Annotated in this window: 13 protein-coding genes; 10 read left to right on the top strand and 3 right to left on the bottom strand. The window is 72.5% G+C overall.

Annotation, left to right across the window (positions count from 1 at the left end; translation table 11 throughout):
• Positions 1–19: 19 nt before the first annotated feature.
• Entirely contained in the window at positions 20–736 is a 717-nt protein-coding gene (locus ACZ404_RS31275) for a hypothetical protein (RefSeq protein WP_468445721.1), read from the top strand.
• Here the strand turns inward: ACZ404_RS31275 and ACZ404_RS31270 are convergent.
• Positions 676–1,440, bottom strand: a complete 765-nt coding sequence (locus tag ACZ404_RS31270; RefSeq protein WP_468445719.1) for a hypothetical protein — start codon at positions 1,438–1,440, stop codon at positions 676–678. The two genes, ACZ404_RS31275 and ACZ404_RS31270, sit on opposite strands and share 61 nt — an antisense overlap.
• Before the next feature lie 106 nt (positions 1,441–1,546).
• On the opposite strand from ACZ404_RS31270, the gene ACZ404_RS31265 reads away from it, so the two are divergent.
• From ACZ404_RS31265 to ACZ404_RS31225, 9 genes are all read left to right on the top strand, one after another.
• The gene (locus tag ACZ404_RS31265) at positions 1,547–2,326 is read left to right on the top strand and encodes an adenosylcobinamide-GDP ribazoletransferase (protein ID WP_468445771.1); all 780 of its coding nucleotides are present in this window, start codon (positions 1,547–1,549) and stop codon (positions 2,324–2,326) included.
• Positions 2,327–2,373: 47 nt separating this feature from the next.
• Positions 2,374–2,982 carry an RDD family protein gene (locus ACZ404_RS31260; protein ID WP_468445717.1) on the top strand — a complete coding sequence of 203 codons (609 nt, stop codon included), beginning with the start codon at positions 2,374–2,376 and terminating at the stop codon, positions 2,980–2,982.
• Positions 2,983–3,202: 220 nt separating this feature from the next.
• A complete protein-coding gene (locus ACZ404_RS31255; protein WP_468445715.1) occupies positions 3,203–4,750 on the top strand; it encodes a leucyl aminopeptidase in 1,548 nt (515 codons plus the stop codon).
• 283 nt (positions 4,751–5,033) lie between these two features.
• Positions 5,034–6,422 (top strand): dihydrolipoyl dehydrogenase, encoded by a 1,389-nt coding sequence (lpdA, locus tag ACZ404_RS31250; protein WP_468445713.1) that lies wholly within the window; start codon positions 5,034–5,036, stop codon positions 6,420–6,422.
• Between the two features lie 61 nt (positions 6,423–6,483).
• On the top strand, positions 6,484–8,295 hold the full coding sequence (sucB, locus tag ACZ404_RS31245) for a 2-oxoglutarate dehydrogenase, E2 component, dihydrolipoamide succinyltransferase (protein WP_468445711.1): 1,812 nt from the start codon (positions 6,484–6,486) through the stop codon (positions 8,293–8,295).
• 218 nt (positions 8,296–8,513) lie between these two features.
• Positions 8,514–9,137, top strand: coding sequence for a GntR family transcriptional regulator (locus tag ACZ404_RS31240; RefSeq protein WP_468445709.1), 624 nt, complete (start codon positions 8,514–8,516; stop codon positions 9,135–9,137).
• 259 nt (positions 9,138–9,396) lie between these two features.
• Complete coding sequence (gene aceE, locus ACZ404_RS31235; protein WP_468445707.1) at positions 9,397–12,099, top strand: pyruvate dehydrogenase (acetyl-transferring), homodimeric type; 2,703 nt, start codon at positions 9,397–9,399, stop codon at positions 12,097–12,099.
• A 76-nt stretch (positions 12,100–12,175) separates the two neighbouring features.
• Positions 12,176–13,144, top strand: coding sequence for a helix-turn-helix transcriptional regulator (locus tag ACZ404_RS31230; RefSeq protein ID WP_468445705.1), 969 nt, complete (start codon positions 12,176–12,178; stop codon positions 13,142–13,144).
• A gap of 69 nt (positions 13,145–13,213) precedes the next feature.
• Positions 13,214–13,732, top strand: a complete 519-nt coding sequence (locus tag ACZ404_RS31225; protein WP_468445769.1) for a DUF4240 domain-containing protein — start codon at positions 13,214–13,216, stop codon at positions 13,730–13,732.
• 30 nt (positions 13,733–13,762) lie between these two features.
• On the opposite strand, the gene ACZ404_RS31220 is transcribed toward ACZ404_RS31225, so the two are convergent.
• Both ACZ404_RS31220 and ACZ404_RS31215 read right to left on the bottom strand, forming a co-directional pair.
• Complete coding sequence (locus ACZ404_RS31220) at positions 13,763–13,993, bottom strand: hypothetical protein (RefSeq protein WP_468445703.1); 231 nt, start codon at positions 13,991–13,993, stop codon at positions 13,763–13,765.
• 112 nt (positions 13,994–14,105) lie between these two features.
• A complete protein-coding gene (locus ACZ404_RS31215) occupies positions 14,106–16,184 on the bottom strand; it encodes a hypothetical protein (RefSeq protein WP_468445701.1) in 2,079 nt (692 codons plus the stop codon).
• Positions 16,185–16,276 lie beyond the last annotated feature (92 nt).

Genomic DNA, 16,276 nt, shown 5'->3' with positions numbered 1-16,276 from the left:
AAGGCTCGAGGTCGGCTTGATGGGAACGCTCGCCCGCTGGGTCCGTGCGGAGTGGGGGCTGCTGTACGTGACGGCGCGCGAGCCCCTGCTGGGGCGGCGCCTGCGGGCGGTTCCGATGGCCGTGGGGGCGGTGTGCCTGACGGCGCTGCTGCAGTTCGTGCAGAACCAGCCGTGGGGCTACCGGTTCGTGCAGGACGTGGGCGCCGTACGGGCGGAGGACCCGCTGTGGCTGGCCCTGCTGCGCACGCCCCTGTCGCTGTTCGTCCCGGCGCTGGACCTGCCGGTGTGGGGCGCGCTGGTGCAGATCCTGTGCGTGTTCGGGATCGCGGAGGTCTGCCTGGGCTGGTGGCGGACGCTCACCATCGCCTACGTCGCAACCCTCGCCGGAACCCTGTACGCCCGCCTCGGCATCGCGCTCGGCCCGCACGCCCCGTTCGGCCTGCCCTGGACCGACGCGCAGGTGGTGGACACCGGCCCGTCGGCGGCCGTGGTCGGCCTCGCGGTGTTCGTGGCGTGGCGCTACGGCGCGTACGTCACCGCGGGCGCGGTGACCGCGGCCATGGTGGCGGAGGTGCTGCTCAAGGAGAACCTGGCGGGCAAGGAGCACCTGGCCGCGCTGATGGCCGTGGGGACGCTGTGCCTGCTCACGGCGGTGCGGCAGCGGCAGCCGCTCGGTCAGTGGCGCCCGCTCACCCGGACCGGGCGCGAGTCGGGCCTGCCGCCGATCCAGTCCTGAACGGCGCGCTGCGGCCCGGCCCAGCGGCGGTCGTGGCGGTAGGCGCGCAGCACGGACTTGGCGCGGGCGCGGGGCCGGCGGCCGTAGAAGCGGCGTGCCCAGGGCGAGCCGGGGCGGGCCAGCCGGACGGCGCCTACCAGCGCGACCAGGGGGACGACCGCCCCGAGGATCGCGAGGCGGGCCTTGCCCTTGCCGAGGGCGACGAGGGAGAAGAGGAAGTTCACGGCGATGGTGCTGATGACGCTGCCGCGGTCCTGCAGCTCCTGCTGGGAGAGGTCGTTGACGCCGAAGGGCGCGAATCCGGCCAGCAGCAGGCCGACCAGGGCGGCGGTGAGCACCACGACCTCGACGCTCTTGCGGCCCTCCTCGCTCCAGTAGACGTCGTCCAGGTGCAGGATCAGCGCGAACTCGTCCAGGACGAGACCGGCGCCCACGCCGAAGAGGACGGCGGCGACGGCCCCGCCCGCGCCGTGCCGGTCGCTGGCCACGGCGCCGAAGCCGCCCATGACGGTGAGGAGGACGCCGGGGACCACGTGGTGGATGTGCAGCCCGCCCGCCTTGACGTTCCCGAACGGTCCCTTGCCGGCCCGGATCAGCCGGGTGATGACCCGGGTGACCAGGAAGGTCACCACGAAGGCGGTGAGGGCCAGCAGCAGCGGGAGCTTGCCCGGCTCCACGATGTTCCGCACCCACCAGTGCCCCATGTGCGCACATTACCCGGAAAAGTCGCCTCGCTTTCGGCGTCGGAGGGCTCGATTTCCGGCCGCCCGTCCCCCGTCTCCGACCGACCGGTAACCTGCGCCGGTGCTCATGACCCAGCCTCTCGACGGCCTCCGCTTCGCCTTCGGCACGCTCTCCGTGCTGCCCGTCCGGGTGCGCCGCTGGGACCGGGAGGCGGCGCGCGGGGGCATGCTGAGCGCGCCGCTGGTCGGGCTGGTCGTCGGCGGCTGCGCGGCGGCGCTCGGGACGGCGCTCCTCGGCCTGGGCTCCGGCTCGCTGCTCGCCGCCGTCGGCTCGGCCGCCGTCCCGGCCGCGCTCACCCGGGGCCTGCACCTGGACGGGCTCGCGGACACCGCCGACGGGCTGGGCAGCGGGAAGCCGGCCGAGGACGCCCTGCGGATCATGAAGCAGTCGGACATCGGGCCGTTCGGGGTGCTCACCCTCGTCCTGGTGCTGCTGGCCCAGGTCGCCGCGCTGGCGCGGTGCTACGGCGACTCCTGGACGCGGGGCGCCGCGGCGGCGGTGATCTCGGCGGTCGCGGCCCGCCTCGCGCTCACACTGGCCGCGCGCTCCGGGGTGCCGGCCGCCCGGCCGGAGGGGCTGGGCGCGGCGGTCGCCGGCGTGGTGCCGCTGCCGCGAGCGGTCACGGTCGCCGGCGCCTGCACGGCCGTGGCCGCGGCGCTGGGGGCCTCCCTCGGCCCGTACGGGGCCGGGCGCGCGGCGGCAGCGGTGCTGCTCTCCCTCGCCGGCGCCGAAGTCCTGCTGCGCCGCTGCACCCGCCGCCTCGGCGGCATCACCGGGGACGTCTTCGGCGCCCTCGCGGAGACGGCCGCCACGACCGCCCTCCTCGTCCTGTCGTGCGGCCGCTAGGCTCTGCGCCCGTACCCGGACGGACGGGTTGATCGGGGGGATCTTCCGTGCTGACGCTGCGCCGTGCCGTGGCCTGGTTCATCGACTTCGCCCTGGTGGTCGTGGCGGCCTGGCTGCTCGCCGGCCTCACCTTCCACCGCATCACCGCGCTCGTCACCGACGTGCCGGACCTCGCCACCCGCAGCGGCTTCGACCTGCTGACCTCGCGCGGTGACGTCGTCGACGCCTCGGAGACGCTCGGTCTGTCGCTGTGGGACGAGGCGGTGCTGTGCGTGGAGGAGGCCTTCGGCGCGCTGGTCGTCGCCACGTTCCTCTATCAGTGGGCGACGCTCGCGCTGCTGGGCAGGACCCTCGGCAAGGGGCTGCTCGGCCTGCGGGTCGGCCCGCGCCTGTCCCGCCGCGCCCTGCGCCGGGCCGCCGTCACCACCGTCGCCGACGTCGCCGTGTACGCACTGGCCTGCGTTCTGCTGCTCGAGGGCGAGTTCCTGCTGTCGGTACTGGTGTGGGCGGGCGCGGTGCTGCTGTTCGTCGTCAACGCGCTGCCCGTCCTCCTCCCCGGCCGCCGCTCCCTCGCCGACCGGCTGGCCGGCACCTCGGTCGAGCCGGCACTGCGCCGGCCGGAGCCCGCGCCGTGGGGCGGGGCGCCCCAGGAGTGAACGCCCGTACCGGAAAAGCGGCACGGCAGCCACGAAGCATCGCCCGCGGGCATGAGCGAACGGGCGTACGCGCGTAGTCTCGTCCCGGGTGTTCGCCGACAGGGTGAAGGCCCCGGTGCCACCTACGCCCAGGCGTGGACCTAGGGTCGGCTCTCGGGCCCGGTCGACCCACCCCTCATCGGCCACAGCAACTTCACATCGGAAGCGAGATTTCACCACCGTGACTGCTCTGACTCTCAGCACCGCCGCGACGCCCGGCCTGCGGGCCGACGCGATCGTGATCGGTGTCGCCAAGGGTGCCAAGGGCCCCGTTGTCGCCCCGGGCGCCGAAGCCGTGGACAAGGCGTACGACGGCAGGCTCGCCGGCGTCCTGGAGACCCTCGGCGCCTCGGGTGCCGAGGGCGAGCTGACGAAGCTGCCCGCACCGGCCGGGTTCAAGGCGCCGCTCGTGGTGGCGGTGGGCCTGGGCGCCGAGCCGGACGGGAAGGACGCCGACGCCGGGTACGACGCCGAGGCGCTGCGCAAGGCCGCCGGCGTGGCCGCCCGGGCCCTCGCCGGGTGCCGCAAGGCCGCGTTCGCCCTGCCCGTCGACGGCCCCGGCGCTGTCGGCGCGATCGGCGAGGGCGTGCTGCTCGGCGCCTACTCCTTCGACACCTACAAGGAGTCCGGCAACGGCTCCGCCAAGAACGGCAGGGCGAAGAACGGCAAGGCGCCGCTGGCCGAGGCCGCGCTGCTCGGCGGCAAGCCGCGCGACGCCGCCCACAAGGCCGCCCTCGCCCGCGCCGTCGCCGTCAGCGAGGAGCTCAACCGCGCCCGCGACCTGATCAACACCCCGCCGAACGACCTCACCCCGCAGGCGTTCGCGGCCATCGCGCAGACCGCGGCCAAGGAGCACGGCATCAAGGTGCAGGTGCTCGACGACAAGGCCCTCGTCAAGGGCGGCTACGGCGGCATCCTGGGCGTCGGCAGCGGCTCCGCGGCCACCCCGCGCCTGGTCAAGCTGTCGTACACGCACGCCAAGGCCGACAAGCACCTCGCGCTCGTCGGCAAGGGCATCACCTACGACTCGGGCGGCATCTCCCTGAAGCCGGCCGGCCACAACGAGACGATGAAGTGCGACATGAGCGGTGCCGCCGCCGTGTTCGCCGCCGTCGTCGCCGCCGCCCGGCTGGGCCTGCAGGTCAACGTCACCGGCTGGCTGGCCCTCGCCGAGAACATGCCGTCCGGCTCGGCCGTGCGCCCGGGTGACGTGCTGCGCATGTACAGCGGCAAGACCGTGGAGGTGCTCAACACCGACGCGGAGGGGCGGCTGGTGCTCGCCGACGCGCTGTGGGCGGCCTCGCTGGAGAAGCCGGACGCGATCGTGGACGTCGCCACGCTGACCGGCGCGATGATGCTGGCGCTGGGCAGCCGGACGTTCGGCATCATGGCCAACGACGAGGCGTTCCGCTCCGCGGTGCACGAGGCGGCGGAGGAGGTCGGCGAGCCGGCCTGGCCGATGCCGCTGCCGGAGCACCTGCGCAAGGGGATGGACTCCTCCGTCGCCGACATCGCCAACATGGGTGAGCGGATGGGCGGCGGGCTGGTCGCCGGTCTGTTCCTGCGGGAGTTCGTCGGCGAGGGCATCACCTGGGCGCACCTGGACATCGCCGGCCCGGCATTCAACGAAGGGGGTCCTTTCGGGTACACGCCGAAGGGGGGCACGGGGTCGGCCGTGCGCACGCTGGTCCGCCTGGCGGAGCTGACCGCCTCCGGTGACCTGGGCTGACGTGCGCCCGAGTGCTCGGTCCGTGCCGTAGCACGGCGGCTGCAGGGGCGTGGGGTCGTTCGCGCAGTTCCCCGCGCCCCTCGGCCGGCGCACCCCCGTTCTCACGTGAACGTGGGACGTCTCACACACCGGCCCGGCGTCTCGATCTCCTCCGACAAGTGCAAAGATGGAGCCCGGCAGGACAGGGCCCCCACCGAAGGGCCGAAGCATCAAGCGGCCGGACACCAGCCGCCCGCCGGTCACTGGAGACCGGCGTTAGGCGCACATGCATGGAGGACGTGACGTGGCGAACGACGCCAGCACCGTTTTCGACCTAGTGATCCTCGGCGGTGGTAGCGGTGGTTACGCCGCGGCCCTGCGCGGGGCGCAGCTGGGCCTGGACGTCGCCCTGATCGAGAAGGACAAGGTCGGCGGCACCTGCCTGCACCGGGGTTGCATCCCCACCAAGGCCCTGCTGCACGCGGGCGAGATCGCCGACCAGGCCCGCGAGAGCGAGCAGTTCGGCGTCAAGGCCACCTTCGAGGGCATCGACGTCGCAGCCGTCCACAAGTACAAGGACGGCGTCATCTCCGGCCTGTACAAGGGTCTGCAGGGTCTCATCGCGTCCCGGAAGGTGACGTACATCGAGGGTGAGGGCCGGCTGTCCTCCCCCACCTCCGTCGACGTGAACGGCCGGCGGATCCAGGGGCGCCACGTCCTGCTGGCGACCGGCTCCGTGCCGAAGTCGCTGCCGGGCCTGGAGATCGACGGCAACCGCATCATCTCCTCCGACCACGCCCTCGTCCTGGACCGCGTGCCGCAGTCCGCGATCATCCTCGGCGGCGGCGTCATCGGTGTCGAGTTCGCCTCGGCGTGGAAGTCCTTCGGCTCGGACGTCACCGTCATCGAGGGCCTGAAGCACCTCGTGCCGGTCGAGGACGAGAACTCCTCCAAGCTTCTCGAGCGCGCGTTCCGCAAGCGCGGCATCAAGTTCAACCTGGGCACCTTCTTCCAGAAGGCCGAGTACACCCAGGACGGCGTCAAGGTCACCCTCGCCGACGGCAAGGAGTTCGAGGCCGAGGTCCTGCTCGTCGCCGTCGGCCGCGGCCCGGTCTCCCAGGGCCTGGGCTACGAGGAGGCCGGGGTCGCCATGGACCGCGGCTACGTCCTCGTCGACGAGTACATGCGCACCAACGTCCCGACCATCTCCGCCGTCGGTGACCTCGTCCCGACGCTCCAGCTCGCGCACGTCGGCTTCGCCGAGGGCATCCTGGTGGCGGAGCGTCTGGCCGGTCTGAAGGTCGTTCCGATCGACTACGACGGTGTCCCGCGGGTGACCTACTGCCACCCGGAGGTCGCCTCCGTCGGCATCACCGAGGCCAAGGCCAAGGAGATCTACGGCGCGGACAAGGTCGTCGCTCTGAAGTACAACCTGGCGGGCAACGGCAGGAGCAAGATCCTGAACACCTCGGGCGAGATCAAGCTCGTCCAGGTCAAGGACGGTGCCGTGGTCGGCGTCCACATGGTCGGCGACCGCATGGGTGAGCAGGTCGGCGAGGCCCAGCTGATCTACAACTGGGAGGCGCTGCCGGCCGAGGTCGCCCAGCTCATCCACGCCCACCCGACGCAGAACGAGGCGATGGGCGAGGCGCACCTGGCGCTCGCCGGCAAGCCGCTGCACTCCCACGACTGAGCCTTCGGTCCACGGGCGCGACGACACAGACTTCCGTAATTCGTTAGGAGCAACCGAAACCATGGCGGTTTCCGTAACCCTTCCGGCGCTCGGCGAGAGCGTCACCGAGGGCACTGTCACCCGCTGGCTGAAGGCCGAGGGCGAGCGCGTCGAGGCCGACGAGCCGCTGCTGGAGGTGTCGACCGACAAGGTCGACACCGAGATCCCCTCGCCCGCCGCCGGCGTCCTTGCCTCCATCAAGGTCGCCGAGGACGAGACCGTCGAGGTCGGCGCCGAGCTGGCCGTCATCGACGACGGCTCCGGCGCCCCCGCGGCCGCCCCGGCCCCCGCCGCCGCCGAGGCCCCGGCTCCGGCTCCGGCCGCCGAGCCCGCCCCGGCCGCCCCCTCGACCGAGCAGGCCGCCCCCGCCCCGGCGCCGACCGCCGAGGCCACCGCCGGTGCCTCCGGCGCCCAGGGCACGGACGTGGTCCTGCCCGCGCTCGGTGAATCCGTCACCGAAGGCACCGTCACCCGCTGGCTGAAGTCGGTCGGCGACTCCGTCGAGGCCGACGAGCCGCTGCTCGAGGTCTCCACGGACAAGGTCGACACCGAGATCCCGGCGCCCGCCTCCGGCGTGCTGCTCGAGATCGTGGTGAACGAGGACGAGACCGCCGAGGTCGGCGCCAAGCTCGCCGTCATCGGCGCCCCGGGTGCCGCCCCGGCCGCCGCTCCGGCTCCGGCCGCCCCGGCTCCGGCGCCCGCCGCCGCTGCCCCGGCCCCGGCCGCCCCCGCGGCTCCGGCGGCTCCCGCCCCGGCCCCGCAGGCGCCGACGGCCCCGGCTCCGCAGCAGGTGACCACCCCGGCTCCCGAGCCGGTCCCGGCCGCCCCGGCGCCCGCCCCGGCCCCGGCTCCGGTCACCCCGGCGTCCGCGCCCACCTCGCCGACCGCCATCCAGGCGACCGACGAGGGCGCGTACGTCACCCCGCTGGTGCGCAAGCTCGCCGCCGAGAACGGCGTCGACCTGTCCACCGTCAAGGGCACCGGCGTCGGCGGCCGCATCCGCAAGCAGGACGTCATCGCCGCCGCCGAGGCGGCCAAGGCCGCCGCCGCTCCGGCTCCCGCCGCTGCCGCTCCGGCCGCCGCCCGGAAGGCCCCGGCGCTCGAGGTCTCCCCGCTGCGGGGCCAGACCGTCAAGATGCCGCGCATCCGCAAGGTCATCGGCGACAACATGGTCAAGGCGCTGCACGAGCAGGCGCAGCTGTCCTCGGTGGTCGAGGTCGACGTGACCCGCCTGATGAAGCTGCGCGGCCGGGCGAAGGACTCCTTCGCGGCCCGCGAGGGCGTCAAGCTCTCCCCGATGCCGTTCTTCGTCAAGGCCGCCGCGCAGGCGCTGAAGGCCCACCCGGTCATCAACGCCAAGATCAACGAGGCCGAGGGGACCATCACCTACTTCGACACCGAGAACATCGGTATCGCGGTGGACTCCGAGAAGGGCCTGATGACCCCGGTCATCAAGAACGCCGGTGACCTCAACATCGCGGGCATCGCCAAGGCCACGGCCGACCTGGCCGGCAAGGTCCGGGCCAACAAGATCACCCCGGACGAGCTGTCCGGCGCGACCTTCACCATCTCCAACACCGGGTCGCGCGGCGCGCTGTTCGACACGATCATCGTGCCGCCGGGCCAGGTCGCGATCCTCGGCATCGGTGCCACGGTCAAGCGTCCGGCCGTCATCGAGACCGAGGAGGGCACGGTCATCGGCGTCCGCGACATGACCTACCTGACCCTCTCCTACGACCACCGCCTGGTCGACGGCGCCGACGCGGCCCGCTACCTGACGGCGGTCAAGGCGATCCTGGAGGCCGGCGAGTTCGAGGTCGAGCTCGGTCTCTGACGGGTCGAGGACCCCAACGGTGCAGAGCTGGGCCTGTCATCGCCGGTCAGGCAGTACGGCACCCCGTCCGGAGCGTTTCCGGGCGGGGTGTTCGTGTTTGTCGGCACACGTAGCGTGTAAGCCTCGTCTCACCTGCGCAAAAGCGCCCCCACGCGCCCTACCCGCGGAGCGAACCCGCCGTATTGTCTAAACGTCAGCCCCTCCCGAAGGAGCCCTCAATGACCGCGCCCGTCGTCCACTCGCTGCGCGAACAGATCCGCGAGCACATCGTGGAGGGAATCGTCAGCGGGCGCTGGCAGCCGGGCGAGCGGATCGTGGAGCGGCGGATCGCCACCGAGCTGGAGGTCAGCCAGACCCCGGTCAGGGAAGCGCTGCGCGAGCTGGAGTCGCTGCGCCTGATCGAGTCGGCCCCGAACAAGGGCGTCCGGGTACGGAACCTGACCGCGGCCGATCTGGAGGAGAGCTACCCGGTGCGGGCCGGCCTGGAGGCCATCGCGGCCGAGCTGGCCGCCGACCGCCTCGCCGCCGACTTCTCGGCCCTGGAGCCGCACGTGCTCGCCCTGTACGAGGCCGACCGCAACGCCGACGGCACGGGCCAGGTCCGGCACACGGTCGGCTTCCACCGGGAACTGGTCCGCGCGGCCGACAACTCCGTGCTCCTGCACACCTGGGAGGGCCTCGGCATCGAGGTCTTCACGGCCCTGTCCATCCGCTGGCTGGGCACGGTCCAGCAGTCGTACGCGGAGGAGCACGAGGAGCTGGTGCAGGCCTTCAAGCGCCGAGACCCGCGGATCGCGGAGCTGGTGAAGGCACACGTGCTGGGCTGCGCTCCGCGCCCTTGAGTCAGTAGAGCAGACCCACGCTCACCTGCGAAGACTCCCCTCGGACGCGTCACCCGGTGCCATTGCCGAAGGCACCGCGTGCCGACTTTCTCGTAATCGAGAAGTTTTGCGCCTCAACCCTTTGATCGATCATCGATCAGGGAGTTACAGTCGCCGACGGACCTCTACCGAGATCCGCAGCCCTGTCCTGCCAAAGACCAAGGGCACCCCCGAACCCTTACCGATGAGGGAACCCCCTTCGACTGAGGAAGGCGGCGACATGACCGACCCCAACGCCATCCAGCCGAGCGCGCTCGACCAGCTCCCGGACCGCGATCCGGAGGAGACCGCCGAGTGGCAGGCCTCCCTGGACGCCGTCGCCAGGGAGGCCGGGCCGCACCGCGCCGCATACCTGATGCGCCGCACGCTGGAGCGCGCCGAGGCGGGCGGCATCGCGCTGCCGAAGCTCCTCGAGACCGACTACGTCAACACCATCCCCACCTCCGCCGAGCCGGCCCTGCCCGGCGACCCGGAGATGGAGGCCCGGATCACCGCCTGGAACCGCTGGAACGCGGCCGCGATGGTGACCCGGGGGTCGAAGCACGGCGTCGGCGGCCACATCGCCACCTTCGCCTCCGCGGCCTGGCTGTACGAGACCGGCTTCAACCACTTCTTCAAGGGCAAGGAGGGCGACGGCTCGGGCGACCAGCTCTACATCCAGGGCCACGCCTCCCCCGGCATCTACGCCCGCGCCTTCCTGGACGGCCGTCTGACCGAAGCGCACCTGGACAACTTCCGCCAGGAGGCAGGCGGCAACGGCCTGCCGTCGTACCCGCACCCGCGCCGGCTGCCCTGGCTGTGGGAGTTCCCGACGGTGTCGATGGGCCTCGGCCCGCTCTCCGCCATCTACCAGGCGCGCTTCAACCGCTACCTGACCAGCCGCGGCATCAAGGACGTCTCCGCCTCGCACGTGTGGGCGTTCCTCGGCGACGGCGAGATGGACGAGCCCGAGTCGACGGCGGCTCTCGCGCTCGCCGCGCGGGAGGAGCTGGACAACCTCACCTTCGTCATCAACTGCAACCTGCAGCGCCTCGACGGCCCGGTCCGCGCCAACTTCAAGATCGTGCAGGAGCTGGAGGCCCAGTTCCGCGGCGCCGGCTGGAACGTGATCAAGACGCTGTGGGGCTCCGCCTGGGACGAGCTGTTCGCCCTGGACACCACGGGCGCGCTGGTCCGCCGGCTGCGCGAGGTGCCGGACGCGCAGGTGCAGACGTACCAGACCCGCGACGCCGCCTACATCCGCCAGGACTTCTTCGGCAAGGACCCGGCGCTCGTCGAGATGGCGAAGCTGCTGAGCGACGACAAGATCCTCGAGTGCTTCCACCTCTCGCGCGGCGGCCACGAGGCCGGCAAGGTCTACGCCGCGTACAAGGCCGCCGTCGAGCACAAGGGCGCGCCGACCGTGATCCTGGCCCAGACGGTCAAGGGCCACACCCTCGGCGAGGGCTTCGCGTCGAAGAACGCCAACCACCAGATGAAGAAGCTGACGGTGGACGAGTTCAAGGCGATGCGCGACCTGCTCGGTCTGCCGATCAAGGACAGTGACTTCACCGACGGCGTGGTGCCCTACGGCCACCCGGGCGCCGACTCGCCCGAGGTCCGCTATCTCCAGGAGCGCCGCGCGGCCCTCGGCGGCCCGGCCCCGGCCCGCCGCGTGCACCCGGTCGCGCCGCTGCCCGCGCCCGCCGACAAGGCGTTCGCCGCCTTCGACAAGGGCTCCGGCTCGCAGAACGTGGCCACCACCATGGCCTTCGTCCGTCTGGTCAAGGACCTGGTCCGGGACAAGGAGACCGGCAGGCGCTGGGTGCCGATCGTCCCCGACGAGGCGCGCACCTTCGGCATGGAGAGCCTGTTCCCCTCCCTCGGCATCTACTCGCCCAAGGGCCAGACGTACGAGCCGGTCGACCGCGACCAGCTGATGTACTACAAGGAGGCCAAGAACGGCCAGATCCTCAACGAGGGGATCACCGAGGCCGGTTCGATGGCCGACTTCATCGCCGCGTCCACCGCGTACGCCACGCACGGCGAGGCGATGATCCCCTTCTACATCTTCTACTCGATGTTCGGCTGGCAGCGCACGGCCGACCAGATGTGGCAGCTCGGCGACCAGCTCGGCCGCGGCTTCCTCGTCGGCGCGACGGCCGGCCGCACGACGCTGACCGGCGAGGGCCTGCAGCACGCCGACGGCCACTCCCCCGTCATCGCGGCGACCAACCCGGCGGCGCTGACGTACGACCCGGCGTTCGCGTACGAGATCGCGGTCATCGTCAAGGAGGGCCTGCGCCGCATGTACGGCGAGGCGGCCGAGGGCGAGGACCAGAACGTCTTCTACTACCTCACCGTCTACAACGAGCCGCTGCCGCAGCCGGCCAAGCCGCAGGCTGCCGGCGTCGACGACGGCATCGTCAAGGGCCTCTACCGCTTCAACACGGCGGAGTCGGCGGGGGCGACGGTGCCGGCCAACGCGCCGCGCATCCAGCTGCTGGGCTCCGGTACGGCGATCCACTGGGCGCTGAAGGCGCAGGCGCTGCTCGCGGCGGACTGGGGCGTGGCGGCCGACGTCTGGTCGGCCACCTCCTGGACGGAGCTGCGCCGTGACGCACTGGAGGCCGACGCGGCCCTGCTGCGCGGCGAGGAGCGCGTGCCGTACGTACGCCAGGCGCTGCAGGGCGCCGAGGGCCCGGTGCTGGCCGTCTCCGACTACATGCGCCAGGTCCCCGACCAGATCGCGCAGTGGGTGGAGCAGGACTGGTCCTCCCTGGGCGCCGACGGCTTCGGCCTCTCCGACACCCGTGACGCGGCCCGCCGTCACTTCGGCGTGGACGCGGAGTCGATCGTCGTCGCGGCCCTGGCCCAGCTCGCCAAGCGCGGCGAGGTGAAGGCCGCGGCGGTCAAGGAGGCCCGGGAGAAGTACGGCCTGTAGGCACGCAGACGGTTCGAAGGGGCACGGCGTCCGGCCGTGCCCCTTCGTTGTCAGTGGGCCCCGGCATCATGAAGGCATGCGTGCCGCTCGGCTGATCAAGATGGTGCTTCTGCTGCAGGCCCGGCCCTCCATGACCGCTGCCGAGCTGGCGCGGGAGCTGGAGGTGTCGCAGCGGACGGTGACGCGGGACGCGCAGGCGCTGTCGGAGGCGGGGGTGCCGGTGTACGCCGACCGGGGGCGGGCCGGGGGGTACCGGCTGGTCGGCGGGTACCGGACGCGGCTGACGGGGCTGGCCAGGAGCGAGGCCGAGGCGCTGTTCCTGAGCGGGGTGCCGGGGGCGCTCAGGGAGATGGGGCTTCAGGACGCCGCCGCTGCCGCCCGGCTGAAGGTGTCCGCCGCGCTGCTGCCCTCCCTGCGGGACGCCCCCGACAGCGCCGCCCAGCGGTTCCACCTGGACGCACCGGCCTGGTTCCGGGAGCCGGAGACGCCCGTACTGCTGCCGGTGATCGCCGAGGCCGTGTGGGCCGACCGGTGCGTCACCGCCCGGTACCGGCGCGAGGGCGGGGAGGTCGAGCGGACGCTGGCGCCGTACGGGCTCGTGCTGAAGGCGGGTGTCTGGTACCTGTGCGCGCGGGTGGCGGGCGGCTCCTTCCGGACGTACCGGATCGACCGGTTCACGGCGGTCGAGGCCCTGGAGGACCGCTTCTGCCGGGATGCGGACTTCGACCTGCCCGGCCACTGGGCCGAGCAGGCCGAGCGGTTCGCCCGGTCGATCCTGCGCACCGATGTCGTCGTACGGCTGTCCCCGGACGGCGCGCGCAGGCTGCCGTACGCCGTCGATCCGCTCGCCGCCCGTGAGGCGCTGCACGGCGCGGGCGAGCCGGATGCCGAGGGTTGGGTGACGATGACGCTGCCGGTGGAGTCGGAGGAGGTCGCGCACGCCCAGCTCACGGCGCTCGGCCCGGAGGCCGAGGTGCTGGCGCCGGCGGGACTGCGCACGCGGTTCGCGGCGGACGCCGCCCGCCTGGCCGCGCGCTACGCCTGATAACGATCCGCCGTACTCCGGCGCACTCCGCGTGCGCCCCACCGGCTCAGGCCCGATGCTGGTGCCGTGATGGACGAGACGGAGTTCTGGGAGCTGATCGACGCCACCCGCGAGGCCGCCGGCGGCGACCCGGAGGAGCAGGCCGATCTGCTCGTGGACCGCCTCCTCGCGATGGACCCGGAGCTGGTCCTGGACTTCGCCCGTCACTTCGAGGCCCGCTACAACCGCGCCTACACCTGGGACCTCTGGGGCGCCGCCTGGGTGCTGCTGGACGGCGCGAGCGACGACGCCTTCGACTTCTTCCGCTGCTGGCTGATCGGCCAGGGCCGCGAGGTCTACGAGGGCGCCGTGCACGACCCTGACTCCCTGGCCGACCTCCTCCTGGACTTCGACGAGGAGATCGACGGAGACGGCGAGGAGCTGGGCTACGCGGCCGACGAGGCGTACGAGCAGCTCACCGGCACGGTGGCCCCCGACCTGGGCATCGCCCCGGCCCCCGCCGAGCCGGAGGGCACCCCGGTCGACTTCGAGAACGAGGCCGCGCTGGCCGCGCGGTATCCCCTGCTCTGGGCCCGCTTCAAGGAGTAGGGCAGCAGGGCACGAGCGGGACGGCGGGCCTCAGGCGGCGGTGGTGCGCCGCTGCGGTGTGCGCTCCGCCGGGATGTACGCCTGCGTCTGCTCCGCCGTCACCGCGTGGTGCAGCGGCGCCCTGTTGGCCTGGTCCAGCGCGGACGCGGTGACGGCGGCCGGGCCGAGGACGACCGTGGCGAGGGCGCACACGACCGTCCAGGGGCCGCGCACGGCATCGGCCCAGCCGCCCGTCTTCTTCTTCTTCGTCTCGGTGCTCATCCCGGTTCCCCGCCCTTCCGTCGGTGCCTGCCCCCGACGTTAGGGGGCCCGGCTCGGGAAGCCCGGTGAGCCGGCTACGAGGAACCTGTGAGCCCGGACGGCATGATCGCGGTCAGGAAAATCCCGGCTGGAATTGGCCGACCACGTTCGCGGATTCGGTTCGCTGCTGCGGGAAAACGGTGGTGTGCCGCCCCTGTGAAAGCCGTTCCTCCTCTTCCGCGGCCGCCTTGTCGGCGAGTGCGTCGACCGCCGCGTTGAACCGCTCCATGGACGTGGGGTGATCGGGTCCCAGCACATATTCCTTGAGCGTCCGCCGGTCCGCGGCCATCGGGTCGTGGAACGGCTCGCGCACCGAACTCAATATCTGCGTCAGGCGGGTGCATTCGCGGTCGAGCAGATAGGCGCCGCCCGCCGTGGTGTAGGCGGCGCGGAACTCGTCGTCGGGCAGGTTCTGGGCGTTGGTGAGGACGTACGGCTTGAGGCTGGCCACGAAGTCGGCGACCACGGAGGAGACGTCGCTGATGAGGATGTCCGCCTGGTTGAAGCACTCGTAGAGGGTGGGCAGCCGCTTGAGGATGACGTTGTGCCGGACCGGACCCCGGGTCTCCCAGAAGATCCGGTGCCACTCGGCGTGCAGGTCCTCCCACTCGGCGCTGTCGTCGTGGCCGGGAAGGCGGGCGTCCCGGGTCTGCTGGGTGTAGTCGCCCTCGCCCCGCCCGGACAGTTCGTCGAGGCGGGCCTGGATCTCCTGCAGGCGCGGCCGGGAGGCGGCGACCGCGGCCTCCGCCTCCGCCGCCTGCCGGTGCTCGTTGTCCGCGCGCAGCAGGTCCCGGATGGCCCGGTCGGCGGCGGCCGCCTCCGCCGAGCGCTTGCCGGTGAGGGGGTGCGGCTTGTAGATCACGCGCACGTTCTCGGCGAGCAGCCTCTCGATCAGGGGCACGCCCATCGGGATCAGGGACGTGTGGCAGTCGTCGTCGCTCCAGCCCTCCCAGGTGGGGGCGTACAGGACGACGGGCAGCGGGCCGGGGGTGTGGTCGGCGTGCCGGCGGATCGGGGCGAGCTGCGGGCGGCCCACCTCGACGATGGCGTCGTCGCTGATCGCGTGGCGCACCCGCTGGTAGCGGTCGCGGCCGGCCCGGCCGGCCACCCAGATCTCGTCGTAGACCTTGCTGACGCGGTTGCTGCTGGCGAGCTTGTCGCTGTCGCCGTGGCCGATGAAGACGTGCTTGGCCTCGGCGACGCGCAGCATGTGCACGTTCTTGCCGGCGTTGCCCGGGTAGAGGACGACGCGGACGCCGGACAGGTCGAGTTCGGCCAGGTCGTCGGCCTTGGGGACGCAGACGACGGGGAGCCGGGTGCGGCTGAGGTGCCGGAAGGAGGGCCGCTCGCGCAGGATGATCACCGGGCGCCGGTCGAGCTGCTCGAGCGTCTCGATCCACATGTTGACCTGGTACATGAAGTCGCGGGAGACGGCGGCGAAGCTGAAGTACAGCGCCACCTCGGGGCGGTAGCCGGCCAGCTGCCGGTTGACCTCGGCGATGATCTCGTCCCGGCCGGGGGTGCGGCGGGCGGCGCGGTAGTGGCGCAGCAGCGCGAGCACCGCCCCGGTGGACAGCGCGGCCGTCAGGGCGTAGCCGGTCTTCGCCGGGTACCAGGCGCCGGTGGCGAGCGCCGCGAGCAGCCCGGCGTGGGCGGGCACGTCGAGGTGGAGCAGCTTGCGCAGGAAGCGCCGGTAGAGGTAGCCGGGCGGGCTCTTGGGGATGCCGGCCGCGCTCATGTCGAGGTTGCGCACGGCCACCGGCAGGCCCCGGCGCAGGCTGATGGCACGGTGCAGCGCCGAGTACAGCATGACCATGGCGAAGTGGGCGCTGAAGACGGCCAGGCCGGCCACCAGCACCCCGTCGGGCGCGTCCATCCGCTCGGCCAGGGCGAGCACCATCACCGTGCGGACGGCGAACCGCATGGTGCGGGTGAGCTGCAGCGTGGCCAGCCGGCGGATGAAGCCGGGGGCGCGGGCGTGCAGCGCCTCGTCGGCGAGATAGGTCACCGCCGAGGCGGCCGCGAAGCCCCACAGGTGCGGCACCAGGGCGAGGACGGGCAGCGCCAGGAACCCGGCGCCGAACAGGAACACCAGGAGAAGCTCGGTCTTTCCGCGCACGCGCAGCACGGCGCACAACCAACGGATCGCCATGGACAAGAATTCCCCCCGGAATTGCGTACGGCGGCGGTGAGCGGCGACGCTCCACGTCGCCTTGTTCGCCAGTTCGACGTAAGAAGAGGGTG

Source organism: Streptomyces sp. NPDC030798, assembly GCF_055572275.1.
Note: the sequence above shows the minus strand (reverse complement) of the source record. Positions and strands in the feature narration are given on the sequence as shown.

Bases quoted from the DNA above. Each gene is read 5' to 3' on its own strand.
- aceE (WP_468445707.1), top strand. From the start codon at position 9,397: ATGACCGACCCCAACGCCATCCAGCCGAGCGCGCTCGACCAGCTCCCG.
- ACZ404_RS31225 (WP_468445769.1), top strand. From the start codon at position 13,214: ATGGACGAGACGGAGTTCTGGGAGCTGATCGACGCCACCCGCGAGGCC.
- ACZ404_RS31220 (WP_468445703.1), bottom strand. From the start codon at position 13,993: ATGAGCACCGAGACGAAGAAGAAGAAGACGGGCGGCTGGGCCGATGCC.
- ACZ404_RS31215 (WP_468445701.1), bottom strand. From the start codon at position 16,184: ATGGCGATCCGTTGGTTGTGCGCCGTGCTGCGCGTGCGCGGAAAGACC.
- ACZ404_RS31240 (WP_468445709.1), top strand. From the start codon at position 8,514: ATGACCGCGCCCGTCGTCCACTCGCTGCGCGAACAGATCCGCGAGCAC.
- ACZ404_RS31265 (WP_468445771.1), top strand. From the start codon at position 1,547: ATGACCCAGCCTCTCGACGGCCTCCGCTTCGCCTTCGGCACGCTCTCC.
- ACZ404_RS31230 (WP_468445705.1), top strand. From the start codon at position 12,176: ATGCGTGCCGCTCGGCTGATCAAGATGGTGCTTCTGCTGCAGGCCCGG.
- sucB (WP_468445711.1), top strand. From the start codon at position 6,484: ATGGCGGTTTCCGTAACCCTTCCGGCGCTCGGCGAGAGCGTCACCGAG.
- ACZ404_RS31275 (WP_468445721.1), top strand. From the start codon at position 20: ATGGGAACGCTCGCCCGCTGGGTCCGTGCGGAGTGGGGGCTGCTGTAC.
- ACZ404_RS31270 (WP_468445719.1), bottom strand. From the start codon at position 1,440: ATGGGGCACTGGTGGGTGCGGAACATCGTGGAGCCGGGCAAGCTCCCG.